Origin of the sequence: Lujinxingia vulgaris (assembly GCF_007997015.1) — a bacterium.
In the GTDB taxonomy this organism is placed as follows: Bacteria; Myxococcota_A; Bradymonadia; order Bradymonadales; family Bradymonadaceae; genus Lujinxingia; species Lujinxingia vulgaris.
In genome coordinates this window covers 271,537-287,395 of the sequence record NZ_VOSM01000002.1, presented here as the reverse complement: position 1 = coordinate 287,395, position 15,859 = coordinate 271,537, and the positions used below count along the sequence as shown (strand labels likewise).

Genomic DNA, 15,859 nt, shown 5'->3' with positions numbered 1-15,859 from the left:
CCCCCCCCAACGCCCCACAACCACCTGACGACAAATCTCCCAACATCGCTCACCCCAACGCCCCACAACCACCCAACCACAAAACGCGAACCCAAAACGGCCCACACGAATCCCCCAACATCGCGCACCCCAACGCCCCACAACCACCTGACCACAAATCTCCCAACATCGCGCACCCCAACGCCCCACAACCACCCAACCACAAAACGCGAACCCAAAACGGCCCACACGAATCCACCCCTGCGATCCTCCCTCGCCCGGGTTGTGACTTTTGCGACGCCCTTGCTATGGTGCCGCGCCCTTCGAGCCCCCCGAGAGTGACCCCTGAATAGAGTGATTCGATGAAGCTGACGCCGATGCTGCAACAATATCTCGACGTCAAAGCCCGCTACCCCGACGCGATCCTGTTTTTCAGGCTGGGCGACTTTTACGAGATGTTTTTCGAAGACGCCCAGGTCGTCTCGCGCGAGGTGGGCCTGACGCTGACCGCGCGCACCAAGGGCGAAGACGCCGTGCCCATGGCGGGCATGCCCTATCACTCCTCGCAGACCTATATCACGCAGCTCATCGAAAAGGGGTTTTCGGTAGCGATCTGCGAGCAGATCCAGGATCCGAAAGACGCCGACGGCATCGTCAAACGCGACGTGGTGCGCGTGGTCACCCCCGGGGTCCAGCACGACACCGAGAACCTGGATGCCCGCGCCCCCAATTACCTGGCGGCGGCCTATTTTCCCGACCAACCCACAGCCGACTCGGTGGTGGGACTGGCCTACCTCGACGTGACCACCGGGGACTTTCGGGCCACCGAGCTCAAGGGGTTGGGCGAGCTGCTCTCGGAGCTCGATCGCGCCGAGGCCAAAGAGCTCTTGCTCAGCGAGGCGGGCCTTGCGCTTTTGGAGCCCCACGCCGAGCGCCTGGGCAAAGTCTTTATGCGCCCCCGCGACCCGGAGTATTTTGAGCCCGACGCCCTGCGCGCCCGCCAGGGCGACGGCGTGCGCCTGGCCGACGACCTGAGCACCGACGGCTACTTTCTGAGCGCCGAGCAGGTCGAGGGCTTCTTTAAAACCGCCCGCGACTTTGGCTTCATGACCCCCACCCTGATCGAGGGCGCCATCAGCGCGCTGCTCAACTACCTGATCGACACCCAGCGCGGGGTCAGCTCGGTGATCCAGCGTTTGAGCCCCTACCGCGCCCAGTCTTTTCTGGTGATCGACGAGTCCACCAAGGCCAACCTCGAGCTGACCCAGACGCTGATGGGCGGCAAACGCTCGGGAAGCCTCCTGAGCATCATCGACCGCACCATGACGGCGATGGGTGGGCGACGCCTGCGCCACTGGCTCAACTACCCGCTCGTCGATCCCGCCCGCATCTCCGACCGCCTCGACGCCGTCGAGTTCCTGGTGCGAAATCCCGCCCTGCGCGCCGATCTTCGCCAGGCCCTCGACGAGGTCTACGATATTGAGCGCCTCTGCGGCCGGGTCAGCGCCGGCACGGCCAATGCCCGCGACTTAAAGAGCCTCCAGGGCACGCTCGCGCTGATCCCCGGCATCACCGCGCTCATCCCCGCCGAAGCCCCCGCCCTGCTCCAGCGCCTGGCCGATGGCCTCGACCCCTGCGCCGAGCTCTGCGCGCATATCGAACGCGCGCTCGTCGACGGGCCCCCCACCCAACTCACCGAGGGCGGCCTCTTTAAGATGGGCTACCACCCGGAGCTCGACGAGCTCCTCGACCTCTCCCACAACGGCAAAGACTGGATGCTGCGCTTTGAGCGCGAGGAGCGCGAGCGCAGCGGCATCTCCAGCCTCAAGGTCAAGTTCAACAAGGTCTTTGGCTATTACATCGAGGTCACCCGCGCGAACCTCGACCTGGTGCCCGATCGCTACATCCGCAAGCAGACGCTCGCCAACGCCGAGCGCTATTTTGTGCCCGAGCTCAAAGAGCAGGAGGAGCGCATCCTGGGCGCCGACGAGCGCCGCAAATCGCTTGAATACCAGCTCTTTGAGCAGCTTCGTCGCGAGGTCGGCGAACACCTGGGGCGCCTCTTGCACAGCGCCGATGGCCTGGCCGATCTCGACGTCCTCAGCGGCCTCGCCGAGCTCGCCCAACGCCGCGATTACGTGCGCCCCACCCTCGATGAGGGCACGCTGCTCAAGATCGAAGACGGCCGCCACCCCGTCGTCGAAACCACGCTGGCTGCTGGCGAGCGCTTTGTCCCCAACTCGGTGACCATCGACAGCGCCGCGGGCCGCCTGCTCATCATCACCGGCCCCAACATGGCCGGTAAATCCACCATCATCCGCCAGGTGGCGCTGATCACCCTGCTTGCTCAGATGGGCAGTTTTGTGCCCGCAAAAAGCGCGCAGATCGGCGTGGTCGACAAGCTCTTTAGCCGCGTCGGCGCCAGCGACAACCTGGCGCGCGGTCAATCCACCTTCATGGTCGAGATGACCGAGACGGCGCACATCCTCAACAACGCCACCGATCGCTCGCTGATCATCCTCGACGAGATCGGCCGCGGCACCGCCACCTTCGACGGCCTCTCGATCGCCTGGGCGGTGGCCGAGCACCTGCATGACGTCATCGGCGCGCGCACCATGTTCGCCACCCATTACCACGAGCTCACCGAGCTCACGCGCACCCTCGACGGCGTCATCAACTTAAGCGTCGCCGTCAAGGAGTGGCAGGAAGACATCATCTTTTTGCGCAAACTCGTCGAAGGGCAGGCCAACCGCTCCTACGGCGTGCAGGTCGGCCGCCTGGCGGGCCTGCCCCCGGCGGTCGTCGAGCGCGCCACCCGCGTGCTTGAGAACCTTGAGGCGGGCCAGTTCGACGAGATGGGCCTTCCCACCCCCGGACGCACCCCGGGCGCCCCTGTCGAGCCCACGCGCCGCCACAACCCCAACCAGCTCACCCTCTTTGCCGCCGCCACCCCCGCGATGGCCCCCGAAGAGCGCGAGGTGCTCGAGCACCTGGCCGAGCTCAACCCCGACGCCCTCACCCCGATCGAGGCGCTCAACACCCTGCACACGCTCATCGCCCGCCTGCGGGACGCTTGAAGGCGCGACGCCTGCGAGCGTTGAACCCGCGGCGAGCCGGCTGCTAGAGTCGCCTCAGAACCGACGACCTGATGTTTGCAACGGTAGTTTTGCAACGATGCCCCGGGCCCGCTGATGACCCCCTCGATCTTTCGCTCGCTGAACCTCCCCTGCGACCGCCGCGCCCTTTTGACCCTGGGCACAGGCCTGCTCCTGGCCGCCTGCGGCTCTTCGCAAAAGGTCGAAGTCGATCCCTTCGCCATGGCCGCCTCCGAGCGCCAGAAGACCGATATCCTCGACGCCCCCACCGACGCCCCTCGCCGCGCCGTGGAGCGCCCCGCCGCAGGCCCCGAGGAGCTCTACATGGTCCCGGAGGCCGCAGGCCAACCCGGGCGAACCATCGACGCCGCGCCCGAGGGCTGGGACTTGAGCGGCCTGCGCACCTTTGATGCGCGCCAGAACCTCGTCGAGGGCACCACCCGCTGGAGCGGCCCCGACGACGCGAGCTTCAAAGCCACCCTCGATGCAGATGAGGGCTACCTTTACTTCTGGATCGAGGTGCGCGACGACCAGATCGTCGACTCCCACCCCCAGGATCTCCTCGACGGGGTGGTGATCTCGCTGCGCGACCCCGAGCTCGACACCCTGCTCAGCTCGCTTCCCGAGAGCATGCGCCGCGCACTCGATATGCGCGCCGACGCCGCTATCGCCATCAACGCCTTTGGCCAGCTCGCCAACTACCGCTCCTCCACGCCGCTGCCCGAGGGCGCGGCCCTCGCCAGCTCGCGCCCCTCCCAGGGGGGCTACGTCATTGAGGCCGCTCTCGCGCTCGAAGCGCTCCCCTACATCACCACCATGCCGCTCAACGAGATCGCCTTTCGCATCGATCTCCTCGACACCGACGATCCGGCCGTCACTCGCCACGAGAAGCAGCTGAGCATGCTGCCGCAGACCCGCGACGACGCCCCCCGCTTCGCCATCTATGAGACCGGCGGCCTGCTCCCCAGAATCGCCCCGGAGCAGGGCCCGCCGCGCTTCGACGCGCTGGGAGCCTGGCGCAGAAGCGAGCAGGGATGGAGCTTCCAGCCCTTTGAGTACATCCCGCAGAACTGGCAGGTCATCGAAGATCTGCGCCAGGTCGCAGGCCAGGTCGTCGACAAAGAACCCCTGCCGCGCATCTGCACCGGCGCCGATCAGGAGATGTGGCTTGTGGAGGTCTACGAAGACCGCGGCCGCAACAACCGCGTCGCGCTCGTCCTCTGCGGCAGCGCGCCTGCGCCCGGCGGCTGCGCCGACAACGCCACCACCCAGCTCGTCTGGGCGAACCTGCGCCCCGAAGACGAAGAGATGTGGCGCATCACCCAGAGCTTTGAGGTCTTTAATGAAGCCCTGAACCAGTGTCCCTTTGAGCCGGCTGGCGAGCGCCCCCTCTACCGCGACTTCTCGCTTCTGCCGCTGAACGTCGTCGACGCCTCGCTCTGGGCGGTGGGCTGGCAGATGCGCCACGACCTGCCTCGCCAGCGCAACCACCGTGCCGGCATCGCCTTTGTCGACCCGCGCGCGCCCTCCCCCTACATCGGTGATGTGCAGCTTCGCCGCGAAGAGGCCACCGCCACCTCGCGCGTGGCCGCGTCGAGCCGCGTCTACCTCGCCAACCTCGACCAGGTCGAAGGTTACGATATCTGCGAGATCGAAGAGATCGACACCCAGAGCTGCTCGGGCTTTCTGGAAGGCTGCAACACCGTCTCCCGCGGCTTCGAGCGCATCCCCCACGTCAAAAACTGGGCTCCCCGGGACCACCGCTTTGAGCGTTATCTCTTGAGCAATCACCCCCGCTGCCGCGCCTCCACCGGCTTTGACAGCATTGAGGGCTTTAAGATCCTGCAGGTCGGCAACCGCTTAGGCCTCATCCCCACGCCGAAATCCCCCTGAGTTTCAATCACTTAGCCCTGCCACCCGGAAAGGCGTCAGGGCATGCCCCAGACGCCGTGAGGCAAGGGTGACCGTCAACGTGGGCTCAGGGCGTGCTAGCTCCAATGCCACCCATCTGGGTGGTGGGGCCGCCGTGGCGCCTGGCCATCTGCACGTAGTGGGCCGCCGAGCGTAGAAGATCAGCGCGCTCCGCCGGGCTCAACGCGCGCACCACCTTGCCCGGCGCGCCCATGACCATGGAGCCTGCGGGCACGTGCGTTCCCGGGGTCACCAGCGCCCCGGCGGCGATGATGCACTCGTCTTCGATCACCGCCCCGTCGAGCACAATCGCGCCCATCCCCACCAGCACCCGGTTGCCGATGGTGCAGCCATGCACGATCGCGCGGTGCCCCACCGTCACGTCATCGCCGATGACGGTGGGGAACTGCCCGCTGGTCACGTGCACCATCGAGAGGTCCTGAATGTTGGTGCGCTCCCCGATCGTGATCGGGCAGACGTCTCCGCGCACCACCGCGTTGTACCAGACGCTGGAATCCGCCCCCACTTGCACCTCCCCGATGACTTTGGCCCCGGCTGCCACAAATACCCCGGAGTCCAGCCGCGGAAAGGTCCCCTCAAAGTCCAGCAGTCTGGGTGCAGTCATCAGTCCTCCTCAAAGAGCGCGCCGTATTTATCGAGCTTGCCGAGCACATCGTCATCGCCCTCGGCGGCAACCTCCTCCACCTCGGAGTCGGCCTCATCCTCGGGGATCTCAAACTCCTCCGACACGCTGGAATCTTCCTCACCCACGCTCGAAGAGTCCTCCGAGAGCCCCACGACCTCCTCGTCGATCGCGTCGCTGATCGCCTCGCTCAGCCCACCGCCCATCGACATGGCTGCGGGCGCTTCGACCGCAGGCTGCGCGGCCACGCCCTCAATGCCGACTTCTCCGTACTTGAGCGGGTCGCGCAAAAAGAGCACCCCGCTGCGCTTGTCGAGAATCGACATCACATCTTCCGCCGCATAGAGATCCGCGATGATCTGATCGACGCGCTCGTAGCGGTCTTCTTCGCGGTCCATCGACATATGATCGAAAATATCGTCGAGCGCGCGCGGGATGTCCGGGAAGAAGCTCGAAGGCATCGGAGAGCGGCGCCCGGGCACTTTGCCAGTGAGCATCTCGTAGAACATGATGCCCAGCGAGTAGATGTCGCTGCGCACCGTCGCCAGGTTCGGGTCCTGGAACTGCTCCGGGCTCATGTACGCCACGGTGCCCACGCCCACATAAACCTGGTTGCCACGGCCGCCCTCGCGCTCCACAACCCGGCTGATGCCGAAGTCGGTCAGAAGCGCGTTGCCGCTGTGGTCGAGCACCACGTTTTCGGGCTTAAGCGAGCCGTGCACCACCCCTTGATCGTGGGCAGCATTGAGCGCGTGCAGAATCTGCAAAAAGTATTTGAGCGCCACGGCCAGCGGCGGGCGCTCGTCGACCTCAATAAGCCGGCGAAGGTTGCCGCCGGGCGCAAGCTGCATGACCACGAAGGGGTACTCCCCATCGGTGACCACATCGACGATCTGCACGATATTGGGGTGCATAAGCGAGGCCTGCGTCTGCACGATCTGCTCAAAGCGGCGCAGGATGTCGCCGCGCTGCACGCCGGCAAACACATTGAAGATCTCGCGGACCTCCTTAATCGCCACCGGCCGCTTCAGGCGCACCTGTTCGCCGCGATACACCGTGCCAATACCACCGCTACCCAGCTCTTCGTGTCGTTCGTAGGCCTGACTCACTGATCCTCCACCGTATTCGCTGGTCGTCGTGCTCATGTTGGGTTCGCTGGCGGCCGGGGCCGCCTCAAAGCTGCTCTCAGGTTGGGGCTCATACGCGGGCGTAACCGCCTTGGGCGCGGGTTCTTCAGCAGGCTCGGACGCTGAAAACGCCTCATCCACCTCATTAAACACATCGGCAAACACGTCGGCGACCTCATCATCGCCCCCGAGCGTATCTCGCCCCACGCTCTCCGACTCGGCCTCCTCCTCGCTGATATGCTCGCCAAACGCCGCGGCGGCCTCCGCGCGCATCGTCGCCGGCGCATCCAGAGCGGCGTCGCCAGTGGCGGTCACCCGCAGCTGGTCGCTGATGCGGTCGTAGGTCATCCGCCCGCTCTGCTCCAGAAAGCGCACATAACTCAGAAGGTGCAGGCTTAAACTTCGCCCCACCTCCCCGGAGATCGCGTCGTAGCTTGCGCTCCCGTTCAGCGCGAGCTGCTCGGCGACGGTCCCCATCACGAGCACCAGGTCGTCGAGGATATCGCTCAGCGTTAGCGTCTCTTCACCGCTCATAATGCTCCCGAAGTTCGGGCGCCGCGTCCGCGCGCCACAGTGTCTGCCTCGCCAGGCACCAAAACCCCGACGCTGCATGCTGGTAGGCCAATCGCGGCGAGCTTAACGCAGCGAGAAGAGCCCGCGCAAGGTGGAGGTTGGGGGGGTGAGGCTGGCTTTGAACTTACGCACGTAGGCGCATACGCCGCGCGCGCCTGGCGTCGACCACATCCCAGATCGCCGCCCCCTCCAGAAGATGCGCCGCCAGCACCTGCCCCATCGCCGGCGCCCAGGTCAGCCCCTTGGAGCCAAAGCCGGCCATCACAAAAAGCTCGCGCTCGCCAGCCACCGGCCCCACCAGCGGGCGGTGGTCGCTGCCGTAGATGCCCCGCACCCCGCGCCATATCTCAAGGGCAGTGCCCGGGTCGGCCCCACCGAGTGCGGCGGCCATCTTCTCGCGAAGCTCCCGATCGGCCTCGGCGTCCTCGCGCTCTCGCCAGCCCTCGCGTTTGAGGTAGGTCGAGCCCACCCCCACGCGCCCATCGGGGCGCTCGAAGAGGTTGGCGGCGCTGTTGATCATCACGTTGAGATCTTCCAGCGGCCCGGTCGCCTCCCACACCCCCACCTCACCGGGACGCTCCCGCAGATCGGCCTCCCCGAGCAGCGCGCCGAGCGCCGCACCGGTGGCGAGCACCACCCGGGCAACCCGCAGCGCCGGCGCTCCGCCTGCAAAGCCGATGACCCAGCCCTCCTCACCTCCCCGAAGATCCGCAACCTCCCCCTGCACCACCCGCACGCCCCGCTCTTTCGCACGCTTTAAAAGCGCCGCACACAGCCCGGGCAAATCCACCGCCGCGGCCGGCTCATACACAAGCGCCGGAGCGCCCTGCCAACTCGGCAAAAGCCGCACACTCTCATCGCCCTCCACCCGCCGGCTCTTTACGACCTCGGGATAGCGCGCGCGCCCCTCCTCCCAGCTCTCTTCGAGCTTCGCGCTGAGCTTATCGCCCTCCATCAACCGCATCATCGGCGCGGGCCGCCACAGCGGCTCATCCTCGCGCGCACACCAGCGCTTTAGCGTCTCCCAGCTCTTTAAAAACGCCCGCCAGTGCTCCTCGCCAGGCGCCATCGTGCGCCCGGCAAAAGGGTGCAACACGGTGGCCGGCGCGTTGGAGCCCCGATGCGGATCGCCCGCATCGATCACGATCAACTCCGAGGGCCGCATCCCCCGTTCCAGCAGCGCATCGACCAGCGAAAGCCCCGCAATGCCCGCGCCCACCACCGCGATCGCGTCATTCAACCCGAGTTCGTCGACCTGGCTCACCCCTGCCCCCAGCGTTTTAAGCCCGGCAGCTCCACCGCAGCATCCTGCAGCGTCGCCACGGTCATCTCCCGTTTTCGTCCCGGCCCCTTCGCCCGCCAGACCACCCAGCCGGCCTCTTCCATCGCCTTACGCACCGCCGTGGCCGCCGAATAGGTCGTTAGCCGCGCGTGCGGCGCAGCCCAGGCCCGCGACCACGCAAAACACGTTGGGGTCCAGGCTTGTGGGTTCACCTCTTTGGCAAAAGGATCGTGGTAGATCGCGTCGACCTGCTCGCCAGGCTCCAGCACCACCTCCTCCCAGGCCATCGCGTGCAGCACCACCTCAATGCGCCCATCATCAGAAACCACCCGCGCCGCCTCGCCAGCGCTCCCCTGCGTCTTCAATGCCACCGCCCGGGCAAGCTCCCCGCCCTCGCCATCATGAAACGTGAGCGCCTCAGGCCCCACCGGACGCCAGTCCACCGTATGGTACACAAGGCGCGTGGCCGCCTCGCGTTCCCGAAACGCCCGCACCGTCTCCACAAGGTTCACCGCTGCGCCAAAGCCCAGCTCCAACACTCGCCAGGTGCCCGTGCGGCCGACAAGGCCGCTCCCCTCCACAAAGACGTGCCGCGACTCCTGCACCGCCCCGTGGCGCGAGCGGTAATGCACCCCGCGCGCCACATCCACCAGGGTCATTGAGCCGTCCGCCGTCTCAAAGACCTCGACCTCGGGGTTCACCGAACCACCATAACCCTTTGACTTCATTGAAATACCCGAACCAAAAAGATCAGCGCGCCGCCTCATCAAAAAGCTCCGCCAGGAACTTGCCCGTGTACGAGCCTTTGACCTTCGCGACCTCCTCCGGGGTGCCCTGAGCCACGATCTGTCCGCCATCGACACCGCCCTCGGGGCCCACATCAATCACGTGGTCGGCGTACGCGATGATGTCGGTATTATGCTCGATCATCACCACGGTGTTGCCGGCATCGACGAGCTGATCGACGACCTTGAGCAGCTTGCGAATATCCTCAAAATGCAGCCCCGTGCTCGGCTCATCGAGAATGTAGAGGGTGTCGCCGGTGGCGATCTTGGCGAGCTCCCGGCTCAACTTCACCCGCTGCGCTTCGCCGCCCGAGAGGGTCGGTGAGGCCTGGCCGAGCTTCATATAATCGAGCCCCACATCGAGCAGCGTCTGCAGAATGCGGCGGATCTTGGGGTGGGCCTCAAAGAGCTCGGCGGCCTCGGCGATCGTCATCTCCAGCACATCGGCAATCGAGTTCCCTCGGTAGCGCACGCGCAGGGTCGAGGCGTTAAAACGTTTGCCCAGACACAGGTTGCAGGGCACGTACACATCCGCCAGAAAACTCATCTCCACCCGGTTCACACCCGCCCCCGAACACGCCTCACAGCGCCCGCCGGTGACGTTGAACGAAAAACGCCCGGCCTCAAAGCCGTACATCTTCGACTCGGGCAGCTCCGCAAAGAAGCCGCGGATATGATCAAAGACCTTGGTGTAAGTCGCCGGATTGCTGCGCGGCGTACGCCCGATCGGGCTCTGGTCGATCTCGATGACCTTATCGTAGCGATCCAACCCCTCGATGCTCTCGTGCTCCCCCACCGAGCGGTGCTTGAAATACACCTTTCGTGCAATCGCCGGAAAGAGGATGTCGTTGACCAGCGTGCTCTTGCCCGCCCCCGACACCCCCGTCACACACACAAACGCGCGCGAAGGGATGTGCACGTCCACACCCTTGAGGTTGTTCTCCCTCGCCCCGCGAATCCAGATGCCCTCACCGGGCTCCCGACGCCGTTCGGGCCACCCGAGCTTTTTGCGACCCGAGAGGTAATCGCCAGTCACACTGCCCTCGGTCTGGCGGATCTCCTCCGGGGTTCCCACCGCCACGATCTCGCCACCCAGGCGACCGGCCCCCGGCCCAAAATCCACTACAAGGTCGGCCCGCTCCATCGTCTCGCGGTCGTGCTCGACCACGATCACGGAGTTGCCCGCGTCCCGAAGCTCCTCCAGCGTGCTCAGCAGCCGGTTATGGTCGCGCTGATGCAACCCGATGCTCGGCTCATCAAGCACGTAGAGCACCCCGCTGAGCTCACTGCCCAGCTGGCTCGCCAGGCGAATGCGCTGGCTCTCCCCCCCCGACAGACTCCCCGCCGGGCGGTTGAGCGTCAGGTACGAGAGCCCCACGTCCTGCAAAAATCGCAACCGGCGGCGAATCTCGCCAAGAAGCTCCTCGGCGATCAACGCCTCGCGATCTTTGAGCTCAATCCCCTCAAAAAACGCGCGCGCCTGGTCGATATCCAGCTCGTTGATCTCCGCCAGCGACTCCCCGCGGAAAAACACTGCCCGACTCTCCGGACGCAGCCTGCGCCCCTGACACGTCGGGCAGGTCTGCTCCCCCATAAACTCGCCAAAGAAGTCGCGCGCCCCCTTGCTCGACGCATGCTCAAAGGCGTGCTCCACAAAGCCCACCACCCCCTTAAAGCCTTTTGCCCCCTCCCCGGGCCCCTCGAGCACCACAGCGCGCTGCGCCCCACTGAGCTTTGCCCAGGGCTTCGCCAGATCGATCTTTCGGGCTCTGGCGATCACCGCCAGATCGAACCAGAAGTCGGCCACCTCCGCATGCCAGCGCCACTTGCGCCCGCCAGGCACAGGCTCGGGACCGATCGCCTCGATCACCCCTTCTGAGAGGCTTTTGGTGTCGTCGATCACCAGCAACCCGCGATCGACCTGGGGCGTCGACCCGATGCCCTGGCACCCGCGACACATCCCCAGCGGGCTGTTGAACGAAAAGCTCTGGTGGGTCAGCTCCGGAAACGCCGTCCCGCAGCTCGAGCAGCTGCGCTCGGTGCTAAAGAGCCGCTCCTTCCACTCGATCTCCTGCCCCTCCGGCGCCAGCGCCAGGCACTTGCCCTCGCCGACATGCACCGCCCGGTCCACGCTCTCCTGAATGCGCGAGGCCGCCTCGGGCTTGGCGATGAGCCGGTCGACCACCACGTCGATATCGTGGCGGTAGCTCTTCTTGAGCTTCTCCAGCCCGTCGAGCTCCACAAACTCCCCGTCGACGCGCACCCGCACAAAGCCCTGCTTGCGCAGCGCATCAAAAAGCTCGCGGTACTCCCCCTTACGGTTGCGCACCAGGGGCGCGAGCAGCATGAACTTCGTGCCCCGCGGAAGCTCGATGAGCTGGGCGGCGATCGCCTGCGCGCTCATCGCGCTCACCGGCTCATCGCACCTATGGCAGCGCTGCTCACCGAGGCGAGCCCAGAGCACGCGCAGGTGATCGTGCACCTCGGTGATGGTGCCCACGGTCGAGCGGGGGTTGCTGCCGGTGGTCTTCTGCTCGATCGAGATCGTCGGGCTCAACCCCGTGATCTGATCAAAATCCGGCTTCTCGATCTGCCCCAGAAACTGCCGCGCGTAGGTCGACAGACTCTCGACATAACGTCGCCTGCCCTCGGCATAGAGGGTATCAAAGGCCATCGACGACTTACCCGAGCCGCTGGGGCCGGTGAACACCACCAGCTTGCGCTTGGGAAGCGTCAGGTCGAGGTTTTTGAGGTTGTGTTCACGGGCGCCGTTGACCGCGATCTCTTTCTGGTCACGACGAATCAGGGGCAGCTTCAAGCCCGAGGATGCGGACTGCTCCATAACACCTACTTCGTGGGGGACAATCAGGGTGTGGGGGAGTATGTCACCGCGCACGTCGCGCCTTCACACGCCGCGGGTGGTACCTGGCGAGCAACGCCGCGCTCCGGGTGCGAATTCCCTCACACCCCGGAGCGCCATCGCCGCATCAGCCCTCGTCTTCGTCGGCCTCGGCCTCGCCATCATCGGCGGGCTCCGCCGCCTCACTCGGCCCCCGCGCGGCGGTCGCCGCCCCCCGAAACGCGATGTCGTTAAACGTGCCGCCCAGCGTAAAGCCGTACCAGTCCTGATGACGCCCGTTACGGAACTCCGTCATGTTGAAGACCACGCCCAGGCTGTTGGCCGTGACGTACTCCTCATTGACCTGCAGGCGCATCTCCAGGCGCGGGCGGCTGTTGCCCATCTGCGCGCCCAGATCCACATGCCCCCAGAACTCGGTGTTAATGTCGCGGCCGCGCGTCTCAAACGCGTCGATCACAAGACGCGGCGTGCCACCGCCCTCGGGGCTCTCCACATGCGCGCGCACCACGATGTTGCCAAAGTTGGTCATCGGCACCTCCAGGTCCACCGGCAGGCTCTCGGTGCGCAGCACCGTCGGCCCCACGGTAAACTGGCGCCCGGTCAGCGCGATCTCCCCGCCGGTCAGAAGCGGACGCGTCGGGTGCAGCTCGAGCTCCACATCGGTGTCGAGCTGCCCGAAGACCGGGATCCCCAGAAATGACGCGATCAGCGTCGACTGACGAAGATCCAGATCGTCGCTATGCACGCTCACAAGGCGCCGCTCACTGCCATGGGTGTAGCTGCCGCTAAGCACCCCACCGCCGATATCCACCTGGTAGTTCACCGTCGCACCGCGGCGCAGCAGGCTTCCCAGGGGCGCAAATCGCGCCGAGATCCGCTCCACATAGATCTGCTGCGCAAGCCCCCCTTCCGCCCCGATGAGCTCGGAGGCCGGCACCCGCTCTTTGAGCTGCACGCCTTCCAGCTGCGCGCCGGTCAATCGCCACAGGCCCAGCTCCGTGATCGAGACGTCGTACTGATGGCCCAGCGCCTTCTCCAGCTGCACCGTCACAATCTGGCGCACGCGCCGCTCCGGAAACGTCAGCACCAGGAAGATGCCAAACATCGCCACCGCAAACACCACATAGGCCAACACGCGGAAGGACGGGCGCTCCCACAACTCGGACAGTCGCTCTCGCATCAGCTCTCCTCCTGGGCACGGCGCTGGTAGGTCGAGACCACCAGCTGCGCACGAACCTGCCCCTCTCCGCCCACCGAGCGCACGTCGATGCGCTTGATGATCACCGGATCATCGCTCTTCTCAATGCGGTCGAGCAGGTCGACCAGCGCGTTCATCTCGGCGCGACGAATATCCACCCTCAAGAGCCGCTCCACGATGATCGGTCCCCCGTCATCGCCCCGCGAGCTGCCGATCGGGCTCTGATCCTCATCGTAGCTCGACACCGAGATGTTGGCCGCGGTGGCGTGCGTAGCAACAAGGCTTGTGAGCTGCACGGTGTTGTTATCGAGCACCTCTTCGCTAAAACGCTCCACCCGCGGATCCACAGCCCCGCCGGCCTCCTGGGCCAGATAATCCGGCCCGGCGGTTGCCAGCAGGTTGAGCACATCTTCGTAGGTCTGGGTCTCAGACTCGATCGTGTCCAGGGAGCGCTGCACCAGCATCACCGTCACAAAGATCCCCAGCACCGCAAAGGTCGCAAACATCAGCATCAAGAGCTTACGTTCGCGCTCGGAGAGCCCGGCGATCGTCTCGGCCAGACTCTTCTTCTGGCCGTCTTTACCTTCTTCACTCATCGATCTTCCCTGGCCCTTACGAGCAGTCGCTGGTCACGTGAATCTCAAACTGGACGCGGTTATCGCCCTGCACCGTCACCTTCTCTTTGCGCGCGTCGCTCAAACACTCCTCACGCTCCAGCGAGGCGGCGATCTGGTCAACCGACTGTGGCGAGTCGGTCACGCCGACCATCTGAATGAGCTTGCGGTCGGTATCAATGTCGATGCGATCGAGCTTGAGCTCCTCCACATCGGCGGTGCCCTCGGTCACAAGGCTGAGCAGCTCGTAGGCGCTCTTTAAGGGCACAAAGCCCCGCTCCGGGCCGGCCGCACCGCCCAGACGAGCGCGGATGGCGGCTGGCGAGGTCAAACGCTCCCCGAAGAGGGCCTGCGTCTGCTCGGCGGTGGCTTCTTTCATCGCTTCGAGCTGCGCGCTCTGGTCGAGGCGCTGCATCAGGAGCACGCCCAGCCCCAACACCACCAGCGCCGCGGCGGCGATGCCCAGGCGCACAAGCTGTGCCCGCACGTAGCTCGACTTTCCGCGAAACTCAAAAGGCCCCTGGCGCAGGTTGACCGGATCGGCCTGCCCCTTCTCGCGCACGCTCAGCAAGGCGGCACCCAGCGCCACCATCGCCTCGGGCTGGCGCGCGCCAAAGCTCACTGCCGCTTCATCGGCCACCGTGAGCTCCACGCTCAGCGGCACCACCGCCACGCCAAACTCCCGCTCCAGGTGGGGTTTAAGCCCCTGCAGACGGCTGGCACCGCCGCAGATAAAGATCGTCTCCACCTGCACCCGGTCGCGCGCATAGGCCGACTGAAAGGTGCGACGAAGATCGCGCACCAGCGGCCCGAGCACCTCTTTTGCCACCTGCCCCACGCGCGCCACCGCCGGGTCGGCCGCGTCGCTCTCCACGTCCAGGCGCGCCCGCTGAACTTTAAGCCGGTCGGCATCCTCCAGGCTCAAATTAAAGCTCTCAGCGAGCACCTCACTCAGCGCCTGACCGCCCTGCTTGATCGAGCGCGCCACCACCGTGCGCTCGCCATCCTGAATCAAAAGACGAGTGTGGGCGTGGCCAAAGTCGATCACCGCAAAGCTCTCGCTCTGCAGCATCATCGCGCGCTCGGCCGCCTGACGCAGCGCGAGCTCCGAGATGCCCACCACCGCCGGGTCCACCCCCACGGCCTGCATCGAGCCCAGCAGCCCCGCCAGGCGCTCGCTCTCCACAAAGCCCACCAGCGCATCAAAGGGCTCCTCGCCGCGCCCCGGCATCACCTCAAAGTCGTAGGTGACCCGCTGCAAAGGCATCGGCAGGCTGCCCATCAAGAGGTGCGGCAGCACAGACGCCACCTGCGCCTTGCCTTCAAAGGGCACGCCCAGCCGCAAGGTCATTGCCTCGCCATTGGGCATCGTCGCCACAACGCGGCTCACCCCCTCGAAGAAGCCCTGCTCCACAAGCTGCTCGATGCCCCGCACCCAGGGCTCGCGCACCACCTGCTCCTCGACCTCCGCCGACTCAGGCGCCTCTTCAAAGTCGCCACCGTCTGCCGCCTCATCGCCCCCTTCCGCGCCGGCATCCCCGGCCGCGTCGGCGTCGTCGCCGGACGCCTCAACCTCCTCCAGCGCCGTCTCTTCCACCGGCTCCGGGGCCCTGGCGAGCGTGGCGAGCTCCGCCAGCCGCACCTCGGCATAGCCCACAATCTCCACCGGACGCTGAAGCGTATCCAGAGCGACCGCCTTGATCGCCCACGCCCCAATATCCAGTCCTACAATTCGATTCGCCATCTATGCATCTCCCGAAAGCCGCCGCGCCTCTCGCGCCACGGCCTCGTT

The 15,859-nt window shown here is 65.8% G+C and carries 10 protein-coding genes; 2 read left to right on the top strand and 8 right to left on the bottom strand.

All coding sequences use genetic code 11. The features are described from left to right. The first annotated feature begins 341 nt into the window (after window positions 1-341). A complete protein-coding gene (gene mutS, locus FRC98_RS04825; protein WP_146980166.1) occupies window positions 342-3,056 on the top strand; it encodes a DNA mismatch repair protein MutS in 2,715 nt (904 codons plus the stop codon). Between the two features lie 114 nt (window positions 3,057-3,170). Beyond that, on the top strand, window positions 3,171-4,967 hold the full coding sequence (locus FRC98_RS04820) for a DOMON domain-containing protein (RefSeq protein WP_146980165.1): 1,797 nt from the start codon (window positions 3,171-3,173) through the stop codon (window positions 4,965-4,967). Between the two features lie 85 nt (window positions 4,968-5,052). Here FRC98_RS04820 and FRC98_RS04815 read toward each other — a convergent pair whose 3' ends face one another. The 8 genes from FRC98_RS04815 to pilM form a co-directional block, all read right to left on the bottom strand. Continuing rightward, entirely contained in the window at window positions 5,053-5,610 is a 558-nt protein-coding gene (locus tag FRC98_RS04815) for a gamma carbonic anhydrase family protein (RefSeq protein WP_146980164.1), read from the bottom strand. Beyond that, on the bottom strand, window positions 5,610-7,289 hold the full coding sequence (locus tag FRC98_RS04810) for a serine/threonine-protein kinase (protein WP_230467276.1): 1,680 nt from the start codon (window positions 7,287-7,289) through the stop codon (window positions 5,610-5,612). The genes FRC98_RS04815 and FRC98_RS04810 overlap by 1 nt, the downstream gene beginning before the upstream one ends. A 163-nt stretch (window positions 7,290-7,452) precedes the next feature. Next, a complete protein-coding gene (locus FRC98_RS04805; protein ID WP_230467275.1) occupies window positions 7,453-8,568 on the bottom strand; it encodes an NAD(P)/FAD-dependent oxidoreductase in 1,116 nt (371 codons plus the stop codon). 20 nt (window positions 8,569-8,588) lie between these two features. Beyond that, window positions 8,589-9,311: a tRNA (5-methylaminomethyl-2-thiouridine)(34)-methyltransferase MnmC2 gene (gene mnmC2, locus FRC98_RS04800; RefSeq protein WP_230467274.1), complete on the bottom strand. Its 723-nt coding sequence runs from the start codon at window positions 9,309-9,311 to the stop codon at window positions 8,589-8,591. Window positions 9,312-9,360: 49 nt separating this feature from the next. After that, on the bottom strand, window positions 9,361-12,237 hold the full coding sequence (gene uvrA, locus FRC98_RS04795; protein WP_146980160.1) for an excinuclease ABC subunit UvrA: 2,877 nt from the start codon (window positions 12,235-12,237) through the stop codon (window positions 9,361-9,363). A gap of 145 nt (window positions 12,238-12,382) precedes the next feature. Beyond that, entirely contained in the window at window positions 12,383-13,435 is a 1,053-nt protein-coding gene (gene gspN / locus FRC98_RS04790; RefSeq protein WP_146980159.1) for a type II secretion system protein GspN, read from the bottom strand. Continuing rightward, window positions 13,435-14,049: a type II secretion system protein M gene (locus tag FRC98_RS04785; RefSeq protein ID WP_146980158.1), complete on the bottom strand. Its 615-nt coding sequence runs from the start codon at window positions 14,047-14,049 to the stop codon at window positions 13,435-13,437. Before FRC98_RS04785 ends, gspN begins: the two co-directional genes overlap by 1 nt. A gap of 16 nt (window positions 14,050-14,065) precedes the next feature. Further along, a complete protein-coding gene (gene pilM / locus FRC98_RS04780) occupies window positions 14,066-15,811 on the bottom strand; it encodes a pilus assembly protein PilM (RefSeq protein WP_146980157.1) in 1,746 nt (581 codons plus the stop codon). Window positions 15,812-15,859: the final 48 nt, after the last annotated feature.

Excerpts from the sequence above, each read along its gene's own strand:
- FRC98_RS04815 (WP_146980164.1), bottom strand. The coding sequence starts at position 5,610 with ATGACTGCACCCAGACTGCTGGACTTTGAGGGGACCTTTCCGCGGCTG.
- FRC98_RS04810 (WP_230467276.1), bottom strand. The coding sequence starts at position 7,289 with ATGAGCGGTGAAGAGACGCTAACGCTGAGCGATATCCTCGACGACCTG.
- gspN (WP_146980159.1), bottom strand. The coding sequence starts at position 13,435 with ATGCGAGAGCGACTGTCCGAGTTGTGGGAGCGCCCGTCCTTCCGCGTG.
- FRC98_RS04820 (WP_146980165.1), top strand. The coding sequence starts at position 3,171 with ATGACCCCCTCGATCTTTCGCTCGCTGAACCTCCCCTGCGACCGCCGC.
- mutS (WP_146980166.1), top strand. The coding sequence starts at position 342 with ATGAAGCTGACGCCGATGCTGCAACAATATCTCGACGTCAAAGCCCGC.
- pilM (WP_146980157.1), bottom strand. The coding sequence starts at position 15,811 with ATGGCGAATCGAATTGTAGGACTGGATATTGGGGCGTGGGCGATCAAG.
- uvrA (WP_146980160.1), bottom strand. The coding sequence starts at position 12,237 with ATGGAGCAGTCCGCATCCTCGGGCTTGAAGCTGCCCCTGATTCGTCGT.
- FRC98_RS04785 (WP_146980158.1), bottom strand. The coding sequence starts at position 14,049 with ATGAGTGAAGAAGGTAAAGACGGCCAGAAGAAGAGTCTGGCCGAGACG.